A 21105-nucleotide genomic window follows, 5' to 3' on the forward strand; every position below is an offset into this window, starting at 1 on the left:
GATTACAAAAGCCTTCACTTCTGCAACTTATTGCACATCCAGCAATGGAATTCCGCATGAGCGCAGGTATTCAAACGTGCCGTCGTAAAAAGAGAAAGGCCTAGTGGGGTCCGATGAGTCTCCGCGGGGAATGAACAGGATCATACCCTGCCGAGCTCGCGTCAGGATTACGCGATATGCATTCTTGAGATAGAGTCGTCTGGCGACATCCCTCACGGACTGCCACTTCGTTCCCTTAAAGGCTTGAGATATCCAATTCCCACCCGAATGATGAAAGTCTCCGTCCCAACATACACCGGCCCAGTCCAGCTCTAGACCTTGAATGGCGAACTCACTGGCAACATCCTCAAGATAATAAGAAGACCGGACGTCTGCCTTATCATTCAAGAACCAGTTCACGGGTTCCATCGCTGCCTTAATGTGGATCCCTTCTGGACGAAGTCGTTGAGCTCCCGAAGATGCGACCAAACCGAAGCGCTCTGTTCCTCGTGCTCGACTACGCAGCCAAGCTCTTGCTGTGTGAAGGTTGCGAGTCAAATAGATCGGGTACATGGCTTGTATACGTTTGTAGGCGGTGTTCGCGGCCTCTGGCTCATTATCGATAATATGGCCGACAAAGCTCGACAAGGCTTCGGCCCGATATGAGCGCATGGAAACAGCAAGATGAAGGTGTTCATCTAAGTGAGATCTCGGAGACGCCAGGAACTGCTCTACTTCGCTTTGCAAACCGTACTCAGGAAGTGCGATCCGTGGCGACACATAGACTTCCCAATTGGGAAATTTGGATTTGAGAGCGTTTATCCATTCGGAGATGCCAGCCTCCCCGGTGTTGATCTCTTGGCCTCCACCAACTAAGCAAACAATCGTGCACCAATCCGGATGTCTATCCATCACGCCAATAAGAAACTCCGGCTCTGACATGTCGAAGTCAAGTTGCCCTCGTTTGCGTTGCATAAAGTCAGAAGCCTGCTCACGGGTCCATGCCCTCTGAGCCTCATCGAATACTACGACCTTCTCGATTGGGACATCTTTGTTGCCTGCATACTGATCGCGAAAGTGATGGATATTCTGAATGAAGCTCTTCACTTCACGCTCAGCCATCGACTTCCTGACTCCCTCCCGTCGAACCTTGTCGCGAGCGAGTGCTTCACGGAGTACATCAACTAACGGACCGTTGCCAGATAAGAAAACGGCATGCTCGTCAGCATGTTCGTCAGAGCGTCGCGTCGCAATATTTAGGCCAGCTAGAGTCTTCCCTGAACCCGGTACGCCCGTCACGAAGCAGATTGCCTTACTGTGATTTGCGCGAGCTTGATCGATCGCCGCGCTCACGCTGGCACTCGTTTCTTGAAGGTTCACCGCGTCAGCGTCTGATCGTGAGATATCGACAACGCTGTGTGTCTGGTAGAGAATCTCGGCCGCCTGGATGATAGTCGGGGTCGGCTTATATGCCTTGGCCATCCAGCTTTGAATGTCAATGGTCGCAAAGCTCCATTCGCCGCAGATTCTCTCGATCACGTTTGCAAGCCCAGCCGCATTTGTTGCAACTGGCTTAGCAACCAAATCGTCAGCAAACACGACCTCAGACAGCTGACCTTGCTGAGCTTGAGTCGAGATTAAGATCGGGACAATCGCAACGGAATGGCTACCTTCGTGGAAGTTTTTTAGATCGAGGGCATAATCCTCGACCTGGTCAACAGCACTGGCTAAATGCTCGGTAGCACCAATCTTGAATTCGAGGAGGAACACGATGCTTTCCGACACCAGGACGGCATCCGCTCGCTTACCCATGCGCGGGATGTACAACTCTAGGAATATTCTTCCTCTTTGCTGCTGAGCCAAGGCCATCTTTAGGACAGAAAGCTGTTGAAGCCAAGCCCAACGCTGTGGTTCATCTAAGGAATGATGGTGCTCCCTCGTCAGAACACCGAGAATACGTTCGTCGTCATCGTTTAGGAATGTAGATACCGCTTCACTGTAGTAAGCCTTGATTGGCATGAGGTCCTTATTGGTTTTATCGCAAATTTAGACTGAATACCCTACGCAAACTTATCCACATAACAATGGTGTGGGTTGACTACAGATTAGCCCTGGAATTGCATCAGTAGTGTTGTCGCTCAGGCATGGTGCATTTCTAGCTTCCCTCGCCGCCGTGGACTGTGTCTAGGTTTTCGAATCTTGTGAAGTTGCTTAGGAAGGCTAGTTCTACTGTGCCGGTGGGGCCGTTTCTTTGTTTGGCGATGATGATTTCTGCTTTGTTTTTGTCTTCGGGGTTTTCTTCCTGGTCGCGGTTGTAATAGGACTCGCGGTGGATGAAGGTGACTACGTCGGCGTCCTGCTCGATGGAGCCTGATTCGCGGAGATCGCTGAGGAGGGGCTTTTTGTCGTCGCCGCGGCGCTCTGAGTTACGGCTGAGCTGGCTGAGGGCGATGACTGGGACATCCATTTCCTTGGCCAAGGCTTTGAGACCGCGGCTGATGGCGGCTACTTCCTGGGTGCGGCTTTCCTGCTTCTTGCCGCCGGGTGAGCTGGCGGTCATGAGCTGGAGGTAGTCGACGACGACGAGGTCGAGCTGGCCGCCGTGCGCCTGCTTGAGGCGGCGGGTCTTGGCGCGCATTTCGGCGAGGGAGATGCCGGGGGTGTCGTCGATGAAGACTTTCGACTCGACTAACTCTTCGAGGGCCTGGCGGAGTTTGGCCTGGTCTTCACGGCCGAGGAAGCCGGTCTGGAGTTTGCGCTGGTCGACCCAGGCCTGGGAGGCGAGCATGCGGCGCAGCAGGGCTTCCTTGGACATTTCGAGCGAGAAGACGGCGACTACGGCCTGGCCGCGGACGGCGGCGTTCTGGGCGATGTTGATGGCCCAGGCGGTTTTGCCCATCGACGGGCGGGCGGCGATGATGATCAGCTCGCCCTTCTGGAGGCCGGAGGTCATCTTGTCAAACTCGGTGAACCAGGTGGCGAGGCCGGTGACTTCGCGGGCCTGGCTGTAGAGGTTGTCGATGCTGCCGAAGGAGCCGGCTACGATTTCTTCGAGGCTGGCGAGGCCCTTGGTGATGCTCTTTTCGCCGACGACCATGAGCTGGGATTCGGCGGCGTTGAGGACGTCGAGGGCAGTCTCGGACTGGTCTGCGGCGCGGGCGATGGCGGAGGCGCAGATGTTCATGAGCTGGCGGAGCAGGCTCTTGTCCTTGACGATGCGGATGTATTCCTCGATGACCGGGCGGCGCGGGAGGCCTTCGGTGAGGGAGGCGATGTAGGCGACGCCGCCTACGGACTCGACTTCCTTGTAGCGCGACAGCTCATTGGCGAGGGTGACGAGGTCGATGGAGTTGCCGTTGCCGCCGAGTTCGGTCATGCGCAGGTAAATGCGCTGGTGGGAGTCGAGGGAGAAGTCTTCGGGGGTGAGGCGCTCTTCGGCTTCGGACAGGGACTGGTTGTCGAGCAGGATGGCGCCGAGGATCATGCGTTCTGCGTCGATGTTGTGGGGGAGCGTGTCGATCGCGTAGGAGGGGGTCGCCATGGATCAAGTGTACGAAAATTTCGCCTGTGCGAAACGAGGATGGATGTGTGCAGTGCTGGCTACTGCGGAAGGACTGCCTGTTTACTGATTGCTTACGGTTGCGGCGGTATCATGTCTATAGGAGTCCTATGTCGATGAAATGTTTTGCTTCCTTGTTTGCTGCTGTTTTGATTTCTGTTTCGGCTTATGGGCAGACGGCCCCGGCTGCGAAGACGGCTGTGACTTCGGCTGAGTCGCCGGAGATTGCTGAGTTCCAAAAGGTGGAGAATAACTGGACGAATGCGCTGAACCAGCGGGACCAGTATGGGCTGGAACTGGTGCTATCTCCTTTGTATGTGGGGGTTTCGGCTACCGGGGATGTTTCGACGCGGAACCAGACGGTGGTGGCGCTGATCAACCAGGCGGACAAGACGGAGACGACCGAGACGCGGGTGGTGACGGTGCGGATGCTAGGGGATGTGGCGGTGGCGAGCGGGACGTACGTGTTCACGCATAAGGTTGGCGGCGGGCCGGTGGAGGAGAAGGGGATCTTCACGCACGTGTTTCAGAAGCTGCATGGAAACTGGGTTTGCCTGAATGCGCAGCGGACGCCGGTGCGGGCTGCGGCTCCGGGAGTTGCGAAAGCTAAGGCTAAGAGTGAGTCGAAGTCGGAGCTGCCGTTCCATATTCCGCTGTTTTCGAAGGGCGACAAGAGCACCCAGACTGGGCCGACGGATCAGACTAAGCCGCAGTAGCACTCGTATTTAAGACTGAATTTGTAGTACAAAGAGCCTTATTCCAACCTTTGGAGTAAGGCTTTTTGCTATTCCACTTTTGGGCGAAAAATGGAGTAAGGGCTTTCGGTCTGCGAATCCCCTTATGAAGATTTCCTGAATAGCACTTTTTATATTAAGAAATGTGCCAGTATCTTTTAATAACGAGTGGGCTTATTATCTAAATCTGAATAAGGCATGCCGCTTAAGAGACAGACCGGAGAGTATCGCAGCTCAGCGACGGCTGGGGAAAAGGTGCGAGCGTACATTCCGTGGCCTCTTCCACCGGAGCCGGCGGTAGATCTCACATCTCTGTATCCTTTGCTGGACAAGGCGAATCAGGCGCTGGGCCGACTGGATGGGTCGATTGCTGTGCTGCCGGATGCGAGCTTGTTTCTATATTTCTATGTCCGTAAAGAAGCGGTCGTTTCTTCGCAGATTGAAGGAACACAGTCGACACTGTCACAGCTGCTGCTGTTTGAGCGCGGCCTTGGAGACAGTGTGAGCATCGACGATCTGACCGAAACCTCCAACTATGTTGCAGCGATGGAATACGGACTGAAGCGCCTGAAGGAAGGGTTTCCGGTTTCTCTTCGACTGTTGCGCGAGATTCACGGCGTTCTGTTGCGAGGTGGCCGGGGAGCAGAGAAGACGCCTGGGGAATTTCGCCGTAGCCAGAACTGGATCGGCGGTACACGCCCAGGGAACGCTATTTTTGTTCCTCCTCCTCCGGAAGCTCTGATGGAGTGCCTAGATCCACTGGAGAAGTACCTCTATGACGAGCGGTTGCCGCTTTTGGTCAAACTAGGGCTTGTGCACGTTCAGTTTGAAACAATTCATCCGTTTCTTGATGGAAATGGGCGTCTGGGGCGGCTGCTGCTGACGCTGCTGCTTTGCGAGAGCGGTGTTTTGCGCGAACCGATACTTTATCTGAGCTTGTATCTGAAAATCCATCGTGACCGCTACTACGAGTTGCTGCAAAAGGTCAGAGTGGATGGTGTCTGGGAGGAGTGGCTTGAATTCTTCATTCAAGGGATTACTCAGACCGCCAACCAAGCCTGCGAAACGGCAATCAGCTTACTTAAGCTATTCCGGGAAGATGGCCAGAAAATTCATTCTCTTGGTAAGGCTGCCGGAACTGCCACCCAGGTTCACCTATATTTACAGGCTAATCCGATCAGCGCCATCTCGACGATAGCCATAGCGATTTCGAAGTCGGTGCCAGCAGTAATGGATGCGCTGGACAATCTACAACGGCTAGGCGTGGTGCATGAGGGTACTGGACGGAAGCGGAATCGGGTTTATTTTTACCAGAAATGCCTCGACCTGATTGGGACAGGGACTGAGCCGCTGCCTTGATGTTGTTCACTAGCGGTTGTACTTTTTTAGTGCTTGCTGGAGTTTGTCGTGGGGTAGGGCGATGACTGTGTGGTTGTCGCGGCCGGTCATGGTTTCTGCGCCTACCATTGCGTTGACGATGGCTTCTTCTGTGGCTTCTACTGTGGCGTTGAAGAGTGGGCTGATGCGCTCGTTGGAGATGGTCTGGACGGTGTTTGGGGTGCCGTTGGGGCTGGGCTTGTCGGCGTTGGGGTTGGCTGTGGAGAAGGCGAGGAAGATGTCGCCTGAGCCGTTGCCTGAGGTGGAGCCTGTTCTTGCAAGGCCCATGGTGGCGCGGCGAGCCAGGCGCTTGAGTTGATGCGGGAGTAGCGGGGCGTCCGTGGCGATGACGATGATGATGGAGCCTACGTCGCCTTCGGCTTCGCTGCCGGGGAGTTTGGCTCCGTTGAGGCTGGCGTAGGGGATGCCTTCGGTGATTTCTTTGCCTACGGGGACGCCGGCGATGGTGAGTTGCGGGCGGCGGCCGCAGTTGCACTGGACTAAAACGCCCACCGTATAGCCGCCGAACTCTTTGCTAATGACGCGCGAGGCTGTGCCGTTGCCGCCTTTGAATCCGTAGCAGACCATGCCGGTGCCGCCGCCTACGTTGCCTTCCTGCACTGGGCCGGGCCTGGCGTTGTCGAGGGCTGATATGACGTGCTCGGGCTTTACGTGGAAGCCGTTGATGTCGTTGAGAAAGCCGTCGAAGGTTTCTGCAACCACAGGTAAAGACCAGTCGTCGCCGACTACGCCGTGCTTGAGGCCCCAGGCGATCATCGTGTCGCGGACCGTGCCGACGCTATGGGTGTTGGTGATGCCTACGGGGCCGGCGAGGAAACCGCCTTCTTCGATCCAGGTGGTGCCGGTCATTTCACCGTTGCCGTTCTGGCTGAACCAGCCGGCGTAGACGGGGTCGGTGCTTGCTTTGCCGCGCGGTAGGACAACGGTGACGCCTGTTCGGACGGGGCCTTCGCCTGTTTTCAGAGCGCCGTTGCCGGTGATGAGGGTGGTGGTGCCGACTTCTACGCCGGCGACGTCGGTGATGGCGTCGAGCGGGCCGGGGGTGCCGTCGAAGGGGACTCCCAGCTGGCGAGCTCTGGGTTTAGTTTGCGACGAGACGGCGGTGAAGGACAGGCACAGGGCGAGTGCGGCTAGCAGGCGTTTGCTGGGCATGTTCGCACTGTATCGCGTTGCGCAGATTCGTTCGCACGAAAATTGGCAAAGGCTGACGCCCGCGACAGATTCGTGGCTTAGCCTCAGGATTCTCTGATCACGTTTGCTGCAGGATTCGGACTGGACCGAGCAGGCCGGAGGGTTGGAGGGGCGAGTCTTTCTTGAAGTAGTTCCAAGTGGTGAAGGTGAGTCGTTCCTTGACGGGGCGGGGTTCGTTCTTGAGGAACCAGTCGGGGAACTCTTTGAGGAAGTAGCCGCCTTTGAACTTTGGTTCGCCGATCTGCCAGATGAAGTCGGGCTCGTGCTGTTCGTCGCCGATGAGGCGGTTGGCCCAGACATTGGTGACGGCGATTTCGAGGCGGTTCTTGCCGGGCTTGACGGCGTCAGTGATTTCCACGCGCCAGGGTGCTGTCCAGACGATGCCGAGGGGTTTGCCGTTGAGGGCGACTTCGGCGATGTGTTTGACCGCGCCGAGGTCGAGAAAGAGCGGCTGGCGTACAGTGTTGGGCGTGATCTCGATTTCCTGGGTATAGGTGGCGGTTCCGGAGTAGTAGCGGATGCCGGGATCGGTGTGCGTAGACCAGTCGGTGAGGGTGTCGAATTGGATGGCTTCGGGGCCGCCCCACTTGGGATCGAAGTGAATCTGCCAGGGGCCTTCGAGCGTGGAGAGTTCGCGGAGGACGGGGAAATCTGGAGTGTTGGCCTTGGAGGAGGCAGGCTTGCGGAAGATGATGAAGAAGCTTTGCGTTTCTTCGAAGGAGAGAGTGAGGTTGATGCCGGTGGCGGTCTGCTGGAACTGGCGCAGATCGCGGACGGTGTCGGCGACGGGGTCCCAGAGCTCCGGTTGCAGGCCTTGCACAGGGAAGGTGCAATCGACGCTTCCGGCTTGCCAGGCGGTGTTGGCGACGAAGTAGATTTCGGTGTTGCCGTCGCGGCGATGGATGCTGTGGATCTCGGGTCCGGGGATGGTGGGATCGTCCGTGGCGACGCGGAGGCTGGTTTCAGCGGAGGGCGCGATATATTGGCCGCGCTGGAGCAGCGATTGGCAGCGCCAGAGATAGGCGAACCAGGCTTTGCCGGGCTTCCACCAGGTCTGGTAGCGGCCAAGATGGATGCCCCACTGGCCCATGACGTTGCCGGGCTGGTATTTGGCGTCCCACGGTTGCTGGACGAAGTGGTGGATGTTGACGCGGTTGACTCCGGCGCAGAAGGCGGCGTCTCCGATGGGTTTAAGCCAGGCGGGATGCTCGGTCCAACTGGCGAACTGGGGCTGCGAGGTGAAGGCTTCGGCGACGATGAGCTGGTCGCCGAGCCGGTGAGCGGCCCGCATGGTCTGGTCCAGGCTTGACGGGGAGAAACGGTTGTCGGTGGTCCAGAACTCGACGGCGGGGAAGTCAAGGAATTTGACGACTTCATCGGGAACCCAGGGGCCTTCGTAGGGTTCGGCGACGAATTTCAGTCCGGCCTGATGGGCGAGCGGACCGGGGGTGGCCCAGTAGTTGTCGCGGTAGAGGTCTTCTACGGTTCGCTTGAAGTCCTGGCGAAACTTCCCGGTGGCTGTGGGGCTTTCGACGACGCGTTCGGCAAGCACGGGCAGCCAGGGAACGATGTCGTAGCCGCGGCGAGTGTGGAACTCTTCGCGCATTTTCGGGGTCCAGGTGGGGTCGCCGGCCTCGTAGCTGTCGAAGTAGAGGGTGGTGAGTCCACGGCCCATTTCTTCGCCGAGGTGCTTCTTCATCTCGCCGAGGACGTGCTGGACGTGGAAGGTGACGGCTTCGCGGCTCATCTTGTCGCATTCGAGGCCCATGGCGTCCCACTGGGCGGGCTGGATCATGGCGCCGGTGGTGGTGTGGCCGAAGCGGTAGATGATCCAACTGCCGTCCGGGACGGTCCAGTCGAGAGTGCCGTCGGGCTGCATGTGGCTGGAGAGGTCGAGAATCTTGTCTTTGGCGGCGATGCCTTCGGCGGGCAGGGCGAGGACGGCGATGTCGCGGAAGTAGGTTCTTCTGGCTTCGACGATGGGGACGCCGACTTTGCCTTCCGACGGAATGTAGCAGTCGGGAAAGAGGGCGTGGGGATGGGGATCAACGACAGGCTTTTCAAGCTTGAGCTGCAGGCGGTGGCTGCCGGTCACTGTCTGCTGGGACCAGACGACTTCCTGCATGGATAGCTCGGGGGTGATCCACTTGCCGCCGCTGCTTTCGTAGCCGGCGCAGTTGTGGAGGATGAGTTCGAGGCCGAGGCGATGGCACTCCTGCGCGGCGTGTTTGACGAGCGCCCACCAGGGTTCAGTGAAGCTGACGACTTCCGGGGTGGGGCTCTTGAGGATGGCTCCGGCCCAGGGGATGACGGTATCCGAGAGGCTGAAGATGGTGGCGCCGCCGATGCCGGCTTCCTGCATGGCTTCGAGGTCGCGGGTGATGCCTGCGGCGCTGATATTGTGGCCCATCCACATCCAGAGGACGTAGGGACGCGCGGAGTCTGGTGGCTTGGGAAACGCTCCGTTTGGGCTACGAGACTCTTCCGAATCCCAGAAGCCGGTTGAGGACGTTGCAGCACGCGCGGTGAGGTGGGCGGTGGCGCCGCCGAGCAGAACGCAGAAGGTGCGCCGCGAGAGAAGAGAGGTTCGGCTCATAGGCCATCAGACTATCGGTGTGATGGAGTAGACGGTCAAGCGAAATTTTAGGTGGCGGATTTATTTCCCTATTGATTCAGGCGTGAGGGCTCGTTCGCAGCGGTAACGGGAACTTTATCGATGACCTTGCCCTGGATCCGTATGCTGACATGGACGAGGCCCAGCGCTGCCGGGGTGACGCCGGGGATGCGGCTGGCCTGACCGATGGTTTGGGGGCGGACGCGGCCCAGCTTCTCCTGCATTTCGCGGGAGAGGCCGCTGATGGTGGTGTAGTTGAGCCAGTCGGGGATGCGGACGCCTTCGGCCTCTTTGAGCTTCTGGATGGCGCGCTTCTGCTGTTCGAGGTAGCCGGCGAACTTGATCTCGGTTTCTACGGCGCGGGCTTCGTTGCGCGGGACTGCGGAGAGGCGGTCGGCGCCGACTTTGACGAGCTGGGCGAGCAGAGGGTCGCTCGTCAGTTCCGGGGTGAGAGCCTTGAGGACCTGCTCTATCTGGACTTCGGGGCGCTTGAGGAGTTGTGCCCAGGTTTGGCCGCTGATGGCGCTGAAGTCGATGCCGTCAAAGTGGTTGGCGAGGCCTGCTGCGTCTACCTTCTTGGTTTCAAGCAGGTGAGTGAGGGCGGCCATGCGGAGCTGCTTCTGCTCGTACGCGGCCCAGGCTTCATCGTTGATGAGGCCGAGCTTGCGGCCGTACGGAGTGAGGCGGCGGTCGGCGTTGTCGATGCGCAGGTGGAGGCGGAACTCGGCGCGCGAGGTGAACATGCGGTAGGGCTCGTTGGTGCCCTTGGAGATGAGGTCGTCGATGAGGATGCCGGTGTAGCCTTCGGTGCGGTCGAGGGTGAAGGGCGCTTCGCCTTTGACGCGCAGGGCTGCATTGATGCCGGCCATGATGCCCTGGCAGGCTGCCTCCTCGTATCCGCTGGTGCCGTTGATCTGGCCAGCGAGGTAGAGGCCGTCGAAGCTCTTGACCTTCAGGCTGCGGTCGAGTTCGGTGGCGTCTACGGAGTCGTATTCGATGGCGTAACCGGGGCGGAGCATCTCGGCGTTTTCGAGGCCGGGGATCGAGCGCACGATCTGCTGCTGCACTTCCATGGGCAGCGAGGTGGACATGCCGTTGACGTAGACTTCGTGGGTGTTGAGGCCTTCGGGTTCGAGAAAGAACTGGTGCTGGGTCTTCTCGGGGAACTTGACGATCTTGTCTTCGATCGACGGGCAGTAGCGCGGGCCGATGCCTTCGATGGCGCCGGAGTACATGGCTGACCGGCCTACGTTGTCGCGGATGATCTGCAGCGTTTCCGGCGTGGTGTAGGCGATGTGGCAGCTGATCTGGCGCTGGACGATCTTGGTGGTGCGGAAGCTGAAGGGCGTGGGCTCGGCGTCGCCGGGCTGCTCTTCGAACTTGCTCCAATCGATGGTGCGGCCGTCGAGGCGGGGTGGGGTGCCGGTCTTGAGGCGCGACGTACGCAGGCCGAGGCGGCGCAGGGCTTCGCCGAGCAGGACGGAGGCGGGTTCGCCGCTGCGGCCGGCGGGGTAACGCTCTTCGCCACAGTGGATGAGGCCGTTGAGGAAGGTGCCGGTGGTGATGATTGTCGCGCCGGCGAGGAGCTGGCGGCCGTCGCGGAGTTTCAGCCCGAGGACACGCAGCTTTGGCTGTTCGCTGTTCTCTGTTCGCTGTTCGCTGTCGTCGCCGTGCTCCGCAAGCACCAGATCCACTGCTTCGGCCTGCTTGATGTGCAGGTTGGGCTGGTTTTCCAGGACTTCGCGCATTTTTACGCGGTAGAGGGCTTTGTCGCACTGGGCGCGGGGGCTCCAGACGGCGGGGCCTCGGGAGGTGTTGAGCAGGCGGAACTGGATGCCGACGGCGTCAGCTACCTCGCCCATGACGCCGCCGAGGGCGTCGACTTCGCGGACGAGATGGCCCTTGGCGATGCCGCCGATGGCGGGGTTGCAGGACATCTGGGCGATCAGATCGAGGTTCATGGTGATGATCGCCGTCTTGAGGCCCATGCGCGCGGCGGCCATGGCTGCTTCGCACCCGGCGTGGCCCGCGCCTACTACGGCGATATCGAATTGTTCAGTGAAGGACATTGCTCTTCTATTCTACGGAGATCTCGATTTTTGCGCTTGATTTGGATCTTTTTCCCGATGCAGGGCGGAGGTTTATCTTGAATGCAGTTATGAATACTGAATCTTCAATCAACGCATTGAATGAACGGTTCGCTATCGCTGGGATGGCAGAAGTGGTGGCTGGCGGCGGTGGGTTGACGGTGGTGCGGGTTACTTTGCCTGCGGCAACGGCGGAGATATATCTGCATGGGGCGCATGTTACTTCGTGGCGACCTGCTGGGGCTGATGAGGTGATCTTTCTAAGCTCGCGGTCGAAGTTTGAAGCTGGAAAAGCGATTCGTGGTGGAGTGCCGATTTGCTTTCCGTGGTTTCGGGCTAAGGCGGATGATGCCAAGGCTCCGCAGCATGGGTTTGCGCGGACTTCGGAGTGGTCGCTGGAGGGTGTGGAGCGCGTTGAGGACTCTGTGGTGGTTTCGCTTTCGCTGGAGAGCAGTGAGGCTACGCTGGCGCTTTGGCCGCACGCGTTTCGCGCAGTGTATCGCGTGACAGTGGGCGCGGAGTTGAAGCTGGAGTTGGCCGTGACCAATACGGGCGAAAATAACTTCTCGTTTGAAGAGGCGCTGCATACGTACCATCGCGTGGGCGATGTGGAGCGCGTGCATGTCTCGGGATTGGACGGCGTGAGCTACCTCGACAATCGCGATGGGAACAAGGCGAAGGTGCAGAGCGGCGATGTGGTGCTGACTGGTGCTGTGGACAATGCTTATCTGGCTACCGAGAGTGCGCTGGAGATTCATGATCCTGTGCTGAGGCGGCGGGTCGAGATCGAGAAGGCTGGGTCGGTGACGACTGTGGTGTGGAATCCGTGGGACGAGGCGGCAAAGGGGATGGCTGACCTCGGGGATGACGAGTGGAAGGATTTTATTTGCGTCGAGGCTAGCAACATTCTCGGTGGCGCGGTGACGGTGACGCCGGGCGGGGAGCATGCGATTTCTGCTACGATCCGTCTCGCTTAGGAGGCGACGGAATGGGCGGGTTGGCGGGCGGGTTTTCGCGGCGGGAGTTTGTGATTGCTGGTGGGGTTTTGGCTTCGGGCGTGGCCTTTGGGCAGGGTGCGACTCGCCTGACGGCCGGCGAGGTCATCGAGCGGATCAAGAAGAATGTTGGTGTGCCGTGGTTTCCGAAGACGGTGGACAATCTGCTGACTGGTTCGCCCGACACGCCGGTGCTGGGTATTGCTGTGACGATGATGGCGACGCTGGATGTGATCGAGCGCTGCGTTGCTCAGGGGCGCAATATGATCGTGACGCATGAGACGCCCTTCTACCTGCACCAGGATCAGACGGACGATATCAAGGACGACGCTACGCTGCTCTACAAGCTGGACTATTGCCGGAAGCACGATGTGACGCTGTTTCACTTTCATGATCACTGGCACTTTCGCAAGCCGGTGGATGGGATTGCGCAGGGAATGGTGAATCAGCTGGGCTGGCAGAAGAATGTCAACGATCCGGCTGATCCGAAGAAGCTGACCTTTGATGGCGTGCCGCTGGCTAAGTTTGCGCAGGAGATGCAGGCGAAGCTGAAGGCACGGACGATGCGGGTGCTGGGCGATCCGGCGTTGCCGGTGCGGCATGTGGAGACGAGCTGGGGATTCTGCGGGCGCGAGGGCGGGATCAAGATCTTTTCGCAGCCAGGGACGGATGTGCTGATCTGCGGGGAGACGCGCGAGTGGGAGCTGGTGGAGTATTGCCAGGACAGCATCCAGTCGGGCCAGAAGAAGGCGCTGATTGTGGTGGGGCATGTGCTGTCGGAGCAGGGTGGGATGATGCTTTGCGCGGATTGGCTGCGGGGATTCGTGACTGAGGTGCCGGTGGAGTTTGTGGCGGCGAGGGAGCCGTTCTGGAGCCCGGACCACCCCGCCGCGGGCTAGGACATGAAAGCATACCGCAGGGGCTGAAGCCCCATCTCTTTTGCTCCCGCCAATGCCGGGGATGAATCCCCGGCCTACCTCAAACCTAAAACTGCCATTGGCGACAACGCTCGGCCTACCCTATTTCCAGCAGCCGAGGAGTTTGCGGACGAGGACGATCTGGCCTACGTGATATGAGGTGTGGTCGGCGGTGAGCATGGCTTCGCGGAGGATGGTCTGGCCGTCGCCGTGGGGGATTTTGGCGAAGAGGTTGGTTTCCTTGTCGCTAACCAGGGCGCAGAGGGCTTTCAGGTCCTTGCGATAGGCGGCGATGCTTTCTTCCCAGGCTTCGTCGTTGAGCGGGGCCGTACGCTTGGGCCAGTAGTCGTCAGGCCACTTGGCTTCTTTGTAGTCGGGGTTGGTGGAGAAGTCGAGGATGTCGTGCTGGGTGTAGCGGATGTGCTCGAGGAACTCCCAGGCGGAGTGGTCGCCGCCCTGCGGGGTGACGCCGCGCAGGTGTTCGGGGAAGTCCTTGATGGCGGATTCGAAGTCGGCGTGGGCTTCGGCCTTGGTGAGCAGGTTGACGAGGTGCTGGCGCAGGCTTGCGTCGTTTTCCATTGGGTCTCCGTGGATTCTTAAACGGAGCGATCTGCTAGAACTTGCTCGGCGAGACCCAGCTTAGGCAACGTGATCGTGCATGCGTAGCGTTCGCCGGTAGCCATGAGTTCTTCGATCGCTTCCACGGATTGGATGCCGCCTCTGGCTCCGGCGGCTGTGCAATTCAATGCGGCCGCGGCGCAGGCGAAGTCGAGCTGGCGCTGGAGCGGCCAACCTTGCAGCAGGCCGTAGATGAAGCCGGCGTGGAAGATGTCTCCGGCGCCGGTAGTGTCTACGACCGGGACGCGGAAGGCGGCGGCGTAGTGGAACTGGCTGCCGTCCCATGCGAGAACGCCGTCCGGACCGAGGGTGGCGGCGGTGAGTTTGGCGCCGTAGCGGACCTCCATGCGGCGGAGGGCGAGTTCGAGGCCCTGGTCGCAGTCGGGCTCCTGCATGAGCTGGCAGGGGAAGTTTCGGCTGACGACGAGGTAGTCGATGTTTTCGAGCAGATCGTCGACGCCGGGGTAAATTTCGTCTAGATCGGCTACGACTGGAATTCCGGCGGCGCGGGCCCAGCGGGCGGCGAGCGTGGCGGCGGCGGTATCGCAGCCGTCGACGTGCAGGGCGCGGGCTGTTTCGATCCAGGACCGGTCGATTTCTTCGGGCTGGAGGACGAGGCGGTGGTCGCGGCGGTTGAGCACGGTGCGTTCGCCGGAGCCGTCGACGAGGATGAGCGACTGCGGGCTGACGCCGCCGGGGACGCTGACGATGCGGGTTTCGACGCCTGCCTGGTCAAAGGCGCGGCGGTGCAGAGCGGCAGCGGAGTCTTCGCCGAGTTTGCCGACGTAGCGGGTGTTGAGGCCCCACTGAGCGCAGGCGACGACGGTGCTGGCGACCTGGCCACCGGGCAGGATGGACTCGGAACGGTATTCCATCTTGGAGCCGCGGGCGGGATAGTGCGGGAGGGGAATGAGGGTGTCGGTGGCGTTCAATCCAACACCGACGAGGTCGACAATCCTGTCGGCGTGGGGCAAAGGCGTCATTGTTTCAATATAAATGCCGGGTTGTCTTGCAGGTTGCCCGCGGCGGTGATACCTCATGGGCTAAAGCCCCATTCCGATTTTTCTGCTTTTGTGCCGGGGATGAATCCCCGGCCTACCCTCACCGCCGAAATCCGCCGAGCCTGGATGTATACTTCCCCTGAAAGTTGGGCGGCTTGGCTGCCCCTGGAGAATCGCTCATGCAAGCTCGCATTGTTGGCACGACTATGCCGGTGCTGGAATTTCTGCTGCAACCGAATGACTGCGTGATTTCGGAGGCGGGCGAGCTTTCGTGGATGTCGGCCTCGATCCAGATGACGACACACACGCAGATGATGGGCGGTGGCGGATTCTTTGGTGCGCTGAAGCGAGTGGCCGGCGGTGGAAGCCTGTTCATGACCGAGTACCGGGCGTGGGGAGCGCCGGGCGAGGTGGCCTTTGCGACGCGGGTGCCGGGGCATATTGTGCCGGTGGAGGTGCAGCCGGGATATGACTTCATGATTCACCGGCATGGGTTTCTTTGCGCTACTTCGCAGATTCAGCTGGGGGTTGGCTTTCAGCAGTCGCTGGGGGCGGGCATCTTTGGTGGCGATGGGTTCCTGCTGCAACGGGTGAGCGGCGTGGGGACGGCGTGGCTGGAGCTTTCTGGCGAAGTAGTGGTGAAGGATTTGCAGCCGGGAGAAGTTTTGCGCGTGCATCCGGGGCATGTGGGGGCGTTCCAGTCGAGCATCAATTTTCAGATCACGACGGTACGCGGGATCAAGAACATGATCTTTGGCGGGGACGGGATCTTTCTGGCGCAACTGACCGGGCCGGGACGGGTGTGGCTGCAGACACTGCCGCTTTCGCGGCTGGCGCACCAGTTGCAGCAGTATCTGCCCTCGGGTGGGCGCGAGCGGGTTGAGGGTGGCGTGGTTGGCGGGGTGATCGGGTCGCTGCTGGATGGGATGAAGTAGGACGGGATGAAGTAGATCCCGTCTCTCATCTGGACAGGACTTCTGGAAACCTGCGATTGTTTTCTGGCGATGCGCTTCTCCCCTAAGTCTGTTCTGAAACTGATTGTGTGTCTGTTCGCATGCGCGATGGCGTGCGTTCCGGCGAGGGCTCAGGACAAGAGCGGCTACGTGGGGAGCGCGGCCTGTTCGCGGTGCCATGCTGCGATTGCCAACCAGTTTGGGCATACGAGCATGGGGCGATCTTTAACTCCCGTCACGCCGGAGTTTCTGAAGACTTTGCCGGTGCCTGCTACGTATTACGACGCGAAGTCCGGGCATAGCTTTGAAGTACGGGGCGAAGACGGGAAGCTCTACCAGAGCGAGTTTCAGATTGGCGCGGACGGGAAAGAGATCTTCCGGAATACGCATCCGATCGAGTGGATTATCGGGACGGGCGAGAACGGGTTTGGCGGGCTGCTGCGGCGCGACGAGTATCTCTTCCAGGGGCCGCTCTCGTACTACACGCGGGCGGCGAAGTGGGATCTTTCGCCGGGGTATCAGAACGGCGATTACGGGTTTAACCGCATCATTCTGCCGGGGTGCATCTACTGCCACAGCGGACGGCCGCAGCCGGTGGCGGGCGCTACCGGGAAGTATGCGCCGACGGCGTTTACGCAGACTGCCGTCGGCTGCGAGAACTGCCACGGGCCAGGTGCGGCGCATGTGGCGGCGATGGGCCGTGGCGAGGAAAATGCCAAGGGGCATGACAAGACAATCGTGAATCCGGCGAACCTGACCGGGCAGCTGGCGGATGACATCTGCATGGGCTGCCACCAGACGGGCGATGCGCGGGTGCTGCAGCCGGGTAAGACATACCAGGACTTTCGTCCGGGCGAGCCGCTGGATAAGACGGTCTCGATCTTCCAGGTGCCGCCGTCGCGTGAGAATCCTCCGCAGGATGATCACGTAGAGCACTACTTCTCGATGAGTTTGAGCAAGTGCTTTCGGGCCTCGGCGAGCCTGCCGGCATCGAAGCAGATGCGGTGTATCACGTGCCATGATCCGCATGTGGAGCCAGCGGCGGCTGAGGCTCCGGCGTATTACAACGGCAAGTGTATGAGCTGCCATACGACGGCGAGCTGCACGGCCTCGACCGCCGTAAGACAGGCGACGACGCCCGCGGATAACTGCATCGGGTGCCATATGCCGAAGCGGGATGTGGTGGTGATTTCGCACTCGAGCATTACGAATCACCGGATACTGGCACGCCCGGATGAGGCTTTTCCCGAGGAGGCATTTACGCAGACGACGACGGCGATGCCGGACCTGATTCACCTGAATGCTGTTGGCGCACGCGGGGCGAAGGCTGGTCCGGTTCCGGCGCTAGCGCGGCTGCAGGCTTACGAGTTGCTGAAGCCGGGACGTCCGCAGTATCTGGCGGCGTGGCGGACTACGCTGTCCGAGCTCGAAACGACAGGTGCTGAGAATGCGATTGTGCAGGCGGCGCTGGGGCACCGCGATCTTGAGGATCGGCGGCTGCCTGAGGCGATTGCCCATTTGCAGCATTCGCTTGCGCTGGAGCCGCGGCAGCCGGCGGTGTATGTGGATCTTTCCGAGGCTGCGGATTTGAGCGGGCAGGCGGAGCAGGCGATTGCCTATGCGAAGAAGGCGGTGGAGTTGGATCCATTTGTAGCGCCGCTGCAGAAGACGCTGATTTCACGGCTGATTGCAGGAAAACACTATGACGAAGTTGAGGCGGCGATGGTGAAGTATCTGGAGAAGTTTCCGGAAGATGACTTCATGCGCAAGATGCTGGCTATGGCCAGGGAGTAGCTTCGCGAGTAAGTGACCGGTAACTCAATCAGAAATAATTGGCGATATCGACAGAGTTTGTCACGGATGTTTGTTGTGACAAATCTTTACATTTTCTCGAAGTAAATCGTTAAACTTCCGCGGCGGGCGGTGCGTCTTCCCCCGCATGACAAACCGATGGCTTCTTGGGCGCGTGCCCAATGAACCCGTAGCCCGCTGTGGGCTGGGAGCCACCATAGTCATCCTGGCAATGATTGCAGGACTGCTCTATGCCGCAGGCGCCTTTGCCGAGGAGAGACATGCTTCTCGCGCAGAGGCGTCTGCGCATGCAGAGGACTATGTGGGGTCTGCGGCCTGCTCGCGTTGCCATGCTGCGATCTATCAGAAGTTCACCCATACCAGCATGGGACAATCGATATCGGAGGTGGCTGGCGGGACTTCTTCACTTCCGGAGTTTCTGCGCGCTGTGCCGCTGTCGGCGGATGTGTATGACCATAAGCTGGACCGGCATTTTGAAGTTCGCGTGGTGGACGGAAAGCTGTACCAGAGCGAGTTTCAGATCGATGCTGCCGGTAAAGAAGTCTTCCGTAATACGCACCAGATTGAATGGATTGTCGGTGCAAATGCGAATGGCCTTGGAGCGCTGATCAAACGAGTGAATCCTCGTGGCGACTATATTTTCGAAGCTCCGCTTTCCTACTATCCGCTTACAGGGAAATGGGAACTCTCGCCTGGATACCAGCGCGGCGATTACGGCTTCAATCGCGTGGTGGTGCCGGGATGCATTAACTGCCATAGCGGGCGGCCTGAGCCTGTTGCTGACCGGCCGGGAGAGTACAAGAATCCGCCGTTTAGCCAGCTTGCGATTGGCTGCGAGAACTGCCATGGGCCGGGGTCGGCACACGTTCGCGCGATGGGCATGGGCGAGTCGTATGCGAAGGGCAAAGACCCGACGATTGCCAACCCCGCATCCATGGCAGGGCATCTTGCGGATGATATCTGCATGTCCTGCCATCAGACTGGCGACACGCGTGTCTTTCAGCCGGGGAAGAGTTATCAGGACTTTCGTCCGGGCATGCCGCTGAACCGCATCATGGCCATCCTGATGGTGCCGCCGACACGGGAAAATCCTCCACGCGAGGACCATGTGGAGCACTACTACTCGATGACGATGAGCAAGTGCTACCGGGCGAGTGCCGGGCTTGCCGACAACAAGCAGATGCGCTGTATTACCTGCCATGATCCCCATGTGGAGCCGACGGCTGCCGAGGCTCCTGCATACTTCAACGGAAAGTGCATGAGCTGCCATACGGCGCAGAGCTGCAAGGAGCCAATGGCTGCGCGGGCGGCGACTGTGCCGGTGAAGGATAACTGCATTGGCTGCCACATGCAGAAGCGTGACGGCGTTGCGATTGCGCATACCAGTGTTACGAATCATCGCATTGTGCGGCGTGCGGATGAGCCATTTCCGGATGCCGCGTTTGAGCAAACTACCGCTGCGTTGCCGGATCTGATCTATCTCAATCGCTCGCCGGGCGATAGTGCTCCGCCGCCGGCAATTACGTTGTTGCAGGCTTATGAGCAGTTGAAGATCCAGTCGCCGGTGTATGCGGCGGCGTATGCGAAGACGCTGGCGGAACTGGAGCGGACTGAGCCGGAGAATGCACTGGTGCAGGCTACTTTGGGGCATAACGCATTTGCGGAAGGCCGGCTGGATGAGGCTGTGGTCCATTTGCAGGACTCGCTGCGGCTCGATCCGGCGCAACCTGCTGTGTATGCGGACCTGGCACAGATTGCAGACAAACGCGGGCAGGCGGCCGAGGCCGTGGTAATGGCGCAGAAGGCGGTGATGCTGGATCCGTACAATGCTCCGCTGCAGAAGACGCTGGTGATGAGCCTGATCTCGGCAAAGGAATACACGGAGGCCGAGGCTGCGATGGAGAAGTACCTGGAGAACTTCCCTGAGGACGACTTCATGCGCCGGATGCTGGCGATTGCGAAAGAGCCGTGAGGCTTACTGCTTAAGATGGAGTAGCGCTGCCGGGAATTGGAACCCTTTTGCGCGGCGCTGTCATCCTATTGAGCTTATGCAGAAATCCATTCTTGCCCTCACGACGGCGGCTTTCGGTATCGGCACGACCGAGTTCATCATCATGGGCTTGCTGCCGGACCTGGCACGCGACTTCCATGTGAGCATTCCCAAGGCGGGTGTGCTGGTGAGCGGCTATGCGCTGAGCGTGACGATCGGTTCGCCGCTGGTGGCGCTTGCCCTCTCGCGGATGGAGCGCAAGAAGACGCTGGTGCTGCTGATGGGCATCTTTGTGCTGGGCAACCTGACCTGTGCGATTGCGCCGACCTTTGGGCTGATGCTGGCGGCGCGCATTGTGACGGCACTGTCCCACGGAGCATTTTTTGGGACGGGCAGCATCGTGGCGGCCAATCTTGTGCCGAGGCATCAGCGCGTGCAGGCAGTCACGCTGATGTTCAGTGGGCTAACGCTGGCGAACGTGGTGGGTGTGCCCGCAGGGACTGCGATCGGCCATGCGATCGGATGGCGCTGGACCTTTGTCTGCATTGCGCCGATCGGCCTTATCGCGATGGCGGGCATTCTGGCGCTGGTGCCCAAAATGGCGGCACAGCCGGTGGCGCTGGCGCATGAATTCAGGACTGTTCTGAAACCGAAGGTGCAGCTGGTACTGGCGCTGAGCACGATCAGCTCTATCTCGCTCTTCACGGTGTACACCTACATTGCGCCGATGCTGGATGCGGTGACGCATGTTTCGCAGAGCATGATTACATGGGTGCTGGTGCTGTTCGGGGTGGGCATTACGGTTGGCAACATCCTTGGCGGCAAGCTGGGCGACTGGAGACCGATGCCGACGACCATATACGGCTGCGTTGCGGTGCTGGCGATCCTGCTGGTGATGCCGCTGGCCGAGCCGCACGCGACTGTGATGGCAGTGACGGTGCTGATCTGGGGACTGCTGCACTTCATGGCGATCGCGCCGCTGCAATCGCGCATTGTGGACAAGGCGCGCCGGGCGCCTAACCTGGCTTCCACGCTGAATCAGGGTGCATTCAATATGGGCAATGCGCTGGGGGCCAGCTTTGGTGGTCTGGCCCTGTCGTGGGGATATGGCTATCGTTCTCTACCGCTGCTGGGGGCGGTGATGATGGCGGTCGTGATCGTGCTGTGCGTAGTGGCTATCCGGCTGGACCGCAACCAGATGAGCGATCCCGATGAAGGCCCTGTAAGTGACTTCATCCCCGTGCACTGAGTCCCGCG

15 protein-coding genes are annotated in these 21105 nt (G+C 59.8%); 8 read left to right on the forward strand and 7 right to left on the reverse strand.

What is annotated here, in order from left to right; translation table 11 throughout:
- Positions 1-27 precede the first annotated feature (27 nt).
- Together AC5S27_RS22960 and dnaB are read right to left on the reverse strand one after the other, a co-directional pair.
- Entirely contained in the window at positions 28-1998 is a 1971-nt protein-coding gene (locus AC5S27_RS22960) for a DUF2075 domain-containing protein (RefSeq protein WP_493936886.1), read from the reverse strand.
- Positions 1999-2134: 136 nt separating this feature from the next.
- A complete protein-coding gene (gene dnaB / locus AC5S27_RS22965; RefSeq protein WP_493936887.1) occupies positions 2135-3520 on the reverse strand; it encodes a replicative DNA helicase in 1386 nt (461 codons plus the stop codon).
- 134 nt (positions 3521-3654) lie between these two features.
- On the opposite strand from dnaB, the gene AC5S27_RS22970 reads away from it, so the two are divergent.
- Positions 3655-4254, forward strand: a complete 600-nt coding sequence (locus tag AC5S27_RS22970) for a nuclear transport factor 2 family protein (RefSeq protein WP_493936888.1) — start codon at positions 3655-3657, stop codon at positions 4252-4254.
- A gap of 216 nt (positions 4255-4470) precedes the next feature.
- Complete coding sequence (locus AC5S27_RS22975; protein ID WP_493936889.1) at positions 4471-5631, forward strand: Fic family protein; 1161 nt, start codon at positions 4471-4473, stop codon at positions 5629-5631.
- A 9-nt stretch (positions 5632-5640) separates the two neighbouring features.
- On the opposite strand, the gene AC5S27_RS22980 is transcribed toward AC5S27_RS22975, so the two are convergent.
- The 3 genes from AC5S27_RS22980 to mnmG form a co-directional block, all read right to left on the reverse strand.
- Complete coding sequence (locus tag AC5S27_RS22980; protein ID WP_493936890.1) at positions 5641-6822, reverse strand: DmpA family aminopeptidase; 1182 nt, start codon at positions 6820-6822, stop codon at positions 5641-5643.
- A 97-nt stretch (positions 6823-6919) separates the two neighbouring features.
- Positions 6920-9457, reverse strand: coding sequence for a glycosyl hydrolase (locus AC5S27_RS22985; RefSeq protein ID WP_493936891.1), 2538 nt, complete (start codon positions 9455-9457; stop codon positions 6920-6922).
- Between the two features lie 68 nt (positions 9458-9525).
- Positions 9526-11544 (reverse strand): tRNA uridine-5-carboxymethylaminomethyl(34) synthesis enzyme MnmG, encoded by a 2019-nt coding sequence (gene mnmG / locus AC5S27_RS22990; protein ID WP_493936892.1) that lies wholly within the window; start codon positions 11542-11544, stop codon positions 9526-9528.
- An 89-nt stretch (positions 11545-11633) separates the two neighbouring features.
- On the opposite strand from mnmG, the gene AC5S27_RS22995 reads away from it, so the two are divergent.
- Together AC5S27_RS22995 and AC5S27_RS23000 are read left to right on the forward strand one after the other, a co-directional pair.
- Positions 11634-12539: a D-hexose-6-phosphate mutarotase gene (locus AC5S27_RS22995; RefSeq protein ID WP_493936893.1), complete on the forward strand. Its 906-nt coding sequence runs from the start codon at positions 11634-11636 to the stop codon at positions 12537-12539.
- Between the two features lie 11 nt (positions 12540-12550).
- Complete coding sequence (locus AC5S27_RS23000) at positions 12551-13456, forward strand: Nif3-like dinuclear metal center hexameric protein (protein WP_493936894.1); 906 nt, start codon at positions 12551-12553, stop codon at positions 13454-13456.
- A 120-nt stretch (positions 13457-13576) separates the two neighbouring features.
- Here AC5S27_RS23000 and AC5S27_RS23005 read toward each other — a convergent pair whose 3' ends face one another.
- The gene (locus tag AC5S27_RS23005) at positions 13577-14053 is read right to left on the reverse strand and encodes a DinB family protein (protein WP_493936895.1); all 477 of its coding nucleotides are present in this window, start codon (positions 14051-14053) and stop codon (positions 13577-13579) included.
- Between the two features lie 17 nt (positions 14054-14070).
- The gene (locus tag AC5S27_RS23010; protein WP_493936896.1) at positions 14071-15075 is read right to left on the reverse strand and encodes a carbohydrate kinase family protein; all 1005 of its coding nucleotides are present in this window, start codon (positions 15073-15075) and stop codon (positions 14071-14073) included.
- A 197-nt stretch (positions 15076-15272) separates the two neighbouring features.
- On the opposite strand from AC5S27_RS23010, the gene AC5S27_RS23015 reads away from it, so the two are divergent.
- The 4 genes from AC5S27_RS23015 to AC5S27_RS23030 all read left to right on the forward strand — a co-directional run bounded on the left by AC5S27_RS23015 (position 15273) and on the right by AC5S27_RS23030 (position 21097).
- Positions 15273-16028, forward strand: coding sequence for a TIGR00266 family protein (locus tag AC5S27_RS23015; protein WP_493936897.1), 756 nt, complete (start codon positions 15273-15275; stop codon positions 16026-16028).
- Between the two features lie 126 nt (positions 16029-16154).
- The gene (locus AC5S27_RS23020) at positions 16155-17840 is read left to right on the forward strand and encodes a tetratricopeptide repeat protein (protein WP_493936898.1); all 1686 of its coding nucleotides are present in this window, start codon (positions 16155-16157) and stop codon (positions 17838-17840) included.
- 172 nt (positions 17841-18012) lie between these two features.
- Positions 18013-19830: a tetratricopeptide repeat protein gene (locus AC5S27_RS23025; RefSeq protein ID WP_493936899.1), complete on the forward strand. Its 1818-nt coding sequence runs from the start codon at positions 18013-18015 to the stop codon at positions 19828-19830.
- Between the two features lie 76 nt (positions 19831-19906).
- Positions 19907-21097, forward strand: coding sequence for an MFS transporter (locus AC5S27_RS23030; protein ID WP_493936900.1), 1191 nt, complete (start codon positions 19907-19909; stop codon positions 21095-21097).
- Positions 21098-21105 lie beyond the last annotated feature (8 nt).

Source organism: Acidicapsa borealis (assembly GCF_059115245.1).

Excerpts from the sequence above, each read along its gene's own strand:
- AC5S27_RS22960 (WP_493936886.1), bottom strand. The coding sequence starts at position 1,998 with ATGCCAATCAAGGCTTACTACAGTGAAGCGGTATCTACATTCCTAAAC.
- dnaB (WP_493936887.1), bottom strand. The coding sequence starts at position 3,520 with ATGGCGACCCCCTCCTACGCGATCGACACGCTCCCCCACAACATCGAC.
- AC5S27_RS22970 (WP_493936888.1), top strand. The coding sequence starts at position 3,655 with ATGAAATGTTTTGCTTCCTTGTTTGCTGCTGTTTTGATTTCTGTTTCG.
- AC5S27_RS22975 (WP_493936889.1), top strand. The coding sequence starts at position 4,471 with ATGCCGCTTAAGAGACAGACCGGAGAGTATCGCAGCTCAGCGACGGCT.
- AC5S27_RS22980 (WP_493936890.1), bottom strand. The coding sequence starts at position 6,822 with ATGCCCAGCAAACGCCTGCTAGCCGCACTCGCCCTGTGCCTGTCCTTC.
- AC5S27_RS22985 (WP_493936891.1), bottom strand. The coding sequence starts at position 9,457 with ATGAGCCGAACCTCTCTTCTCTCGCGGCGCACCTTCTGCGTTCTGCTC.
- mnmG (WP_493936892.1), bottom strand. The coding sequence starts at position 11,544 with ATGTCCTTCACTGAACAATTCGATATCGCCGTAGTAGGCGCGGGCCAC.
- AC5S27_RS22995 (WP_493936893.1), top strand. The coding sequence starts at position 11,634 with ATGAATACTGAATCTTCAATCAACGCATTGAATGAACGGTTCGCTATC.
- AC5S27_RS23000 (WP_493936894.1), top strand. The coding sequence starts at position 12,551 with ATGGGCGGGTTGGCGGGCGGGTTTTCGCGGCGGGAGTTTGTGATTGCT.
- AC5S27_RS23005 (WP_493936895.1), bottom strand. The coding sequence starts at position 14,053 with ATGGAAAACGACGCAAGCCTGCGCCAGCACCTCGTCAACCTGCTCACC.
- AC5S27_RS23010 (WP_493936896.1), bottom strand. The coding sequence starts at position 15,075 with ATGACGCCTTTGCCCCACGCCGACAGGATTGTCGACCTCGTCGGTGTT.
- AC5S27_RS23015 (WP_493936897.1), top strand. The coding sequence starts at position 15,273 with ATGCAAGCTCGCATTGTTGGCACGACTATGCCGGTGCTGGAATTTCTG.
- AC5S27_RS23020 (WP_493936898.1), top strand. The coding sequence starts at position 16,155 with ATGGCGTGCGTTCCGGCGAGGGCTCAGGACAAGAGCGGCTACGTGGGG.
- AC5S27_RS23030 (WP_493936900.1), top strand. The coding sequence starts at position 19,907 with ATGCAGAAATCCATTCTTGCCCTCACGACGGCGGCTTTCGGTATCGGC.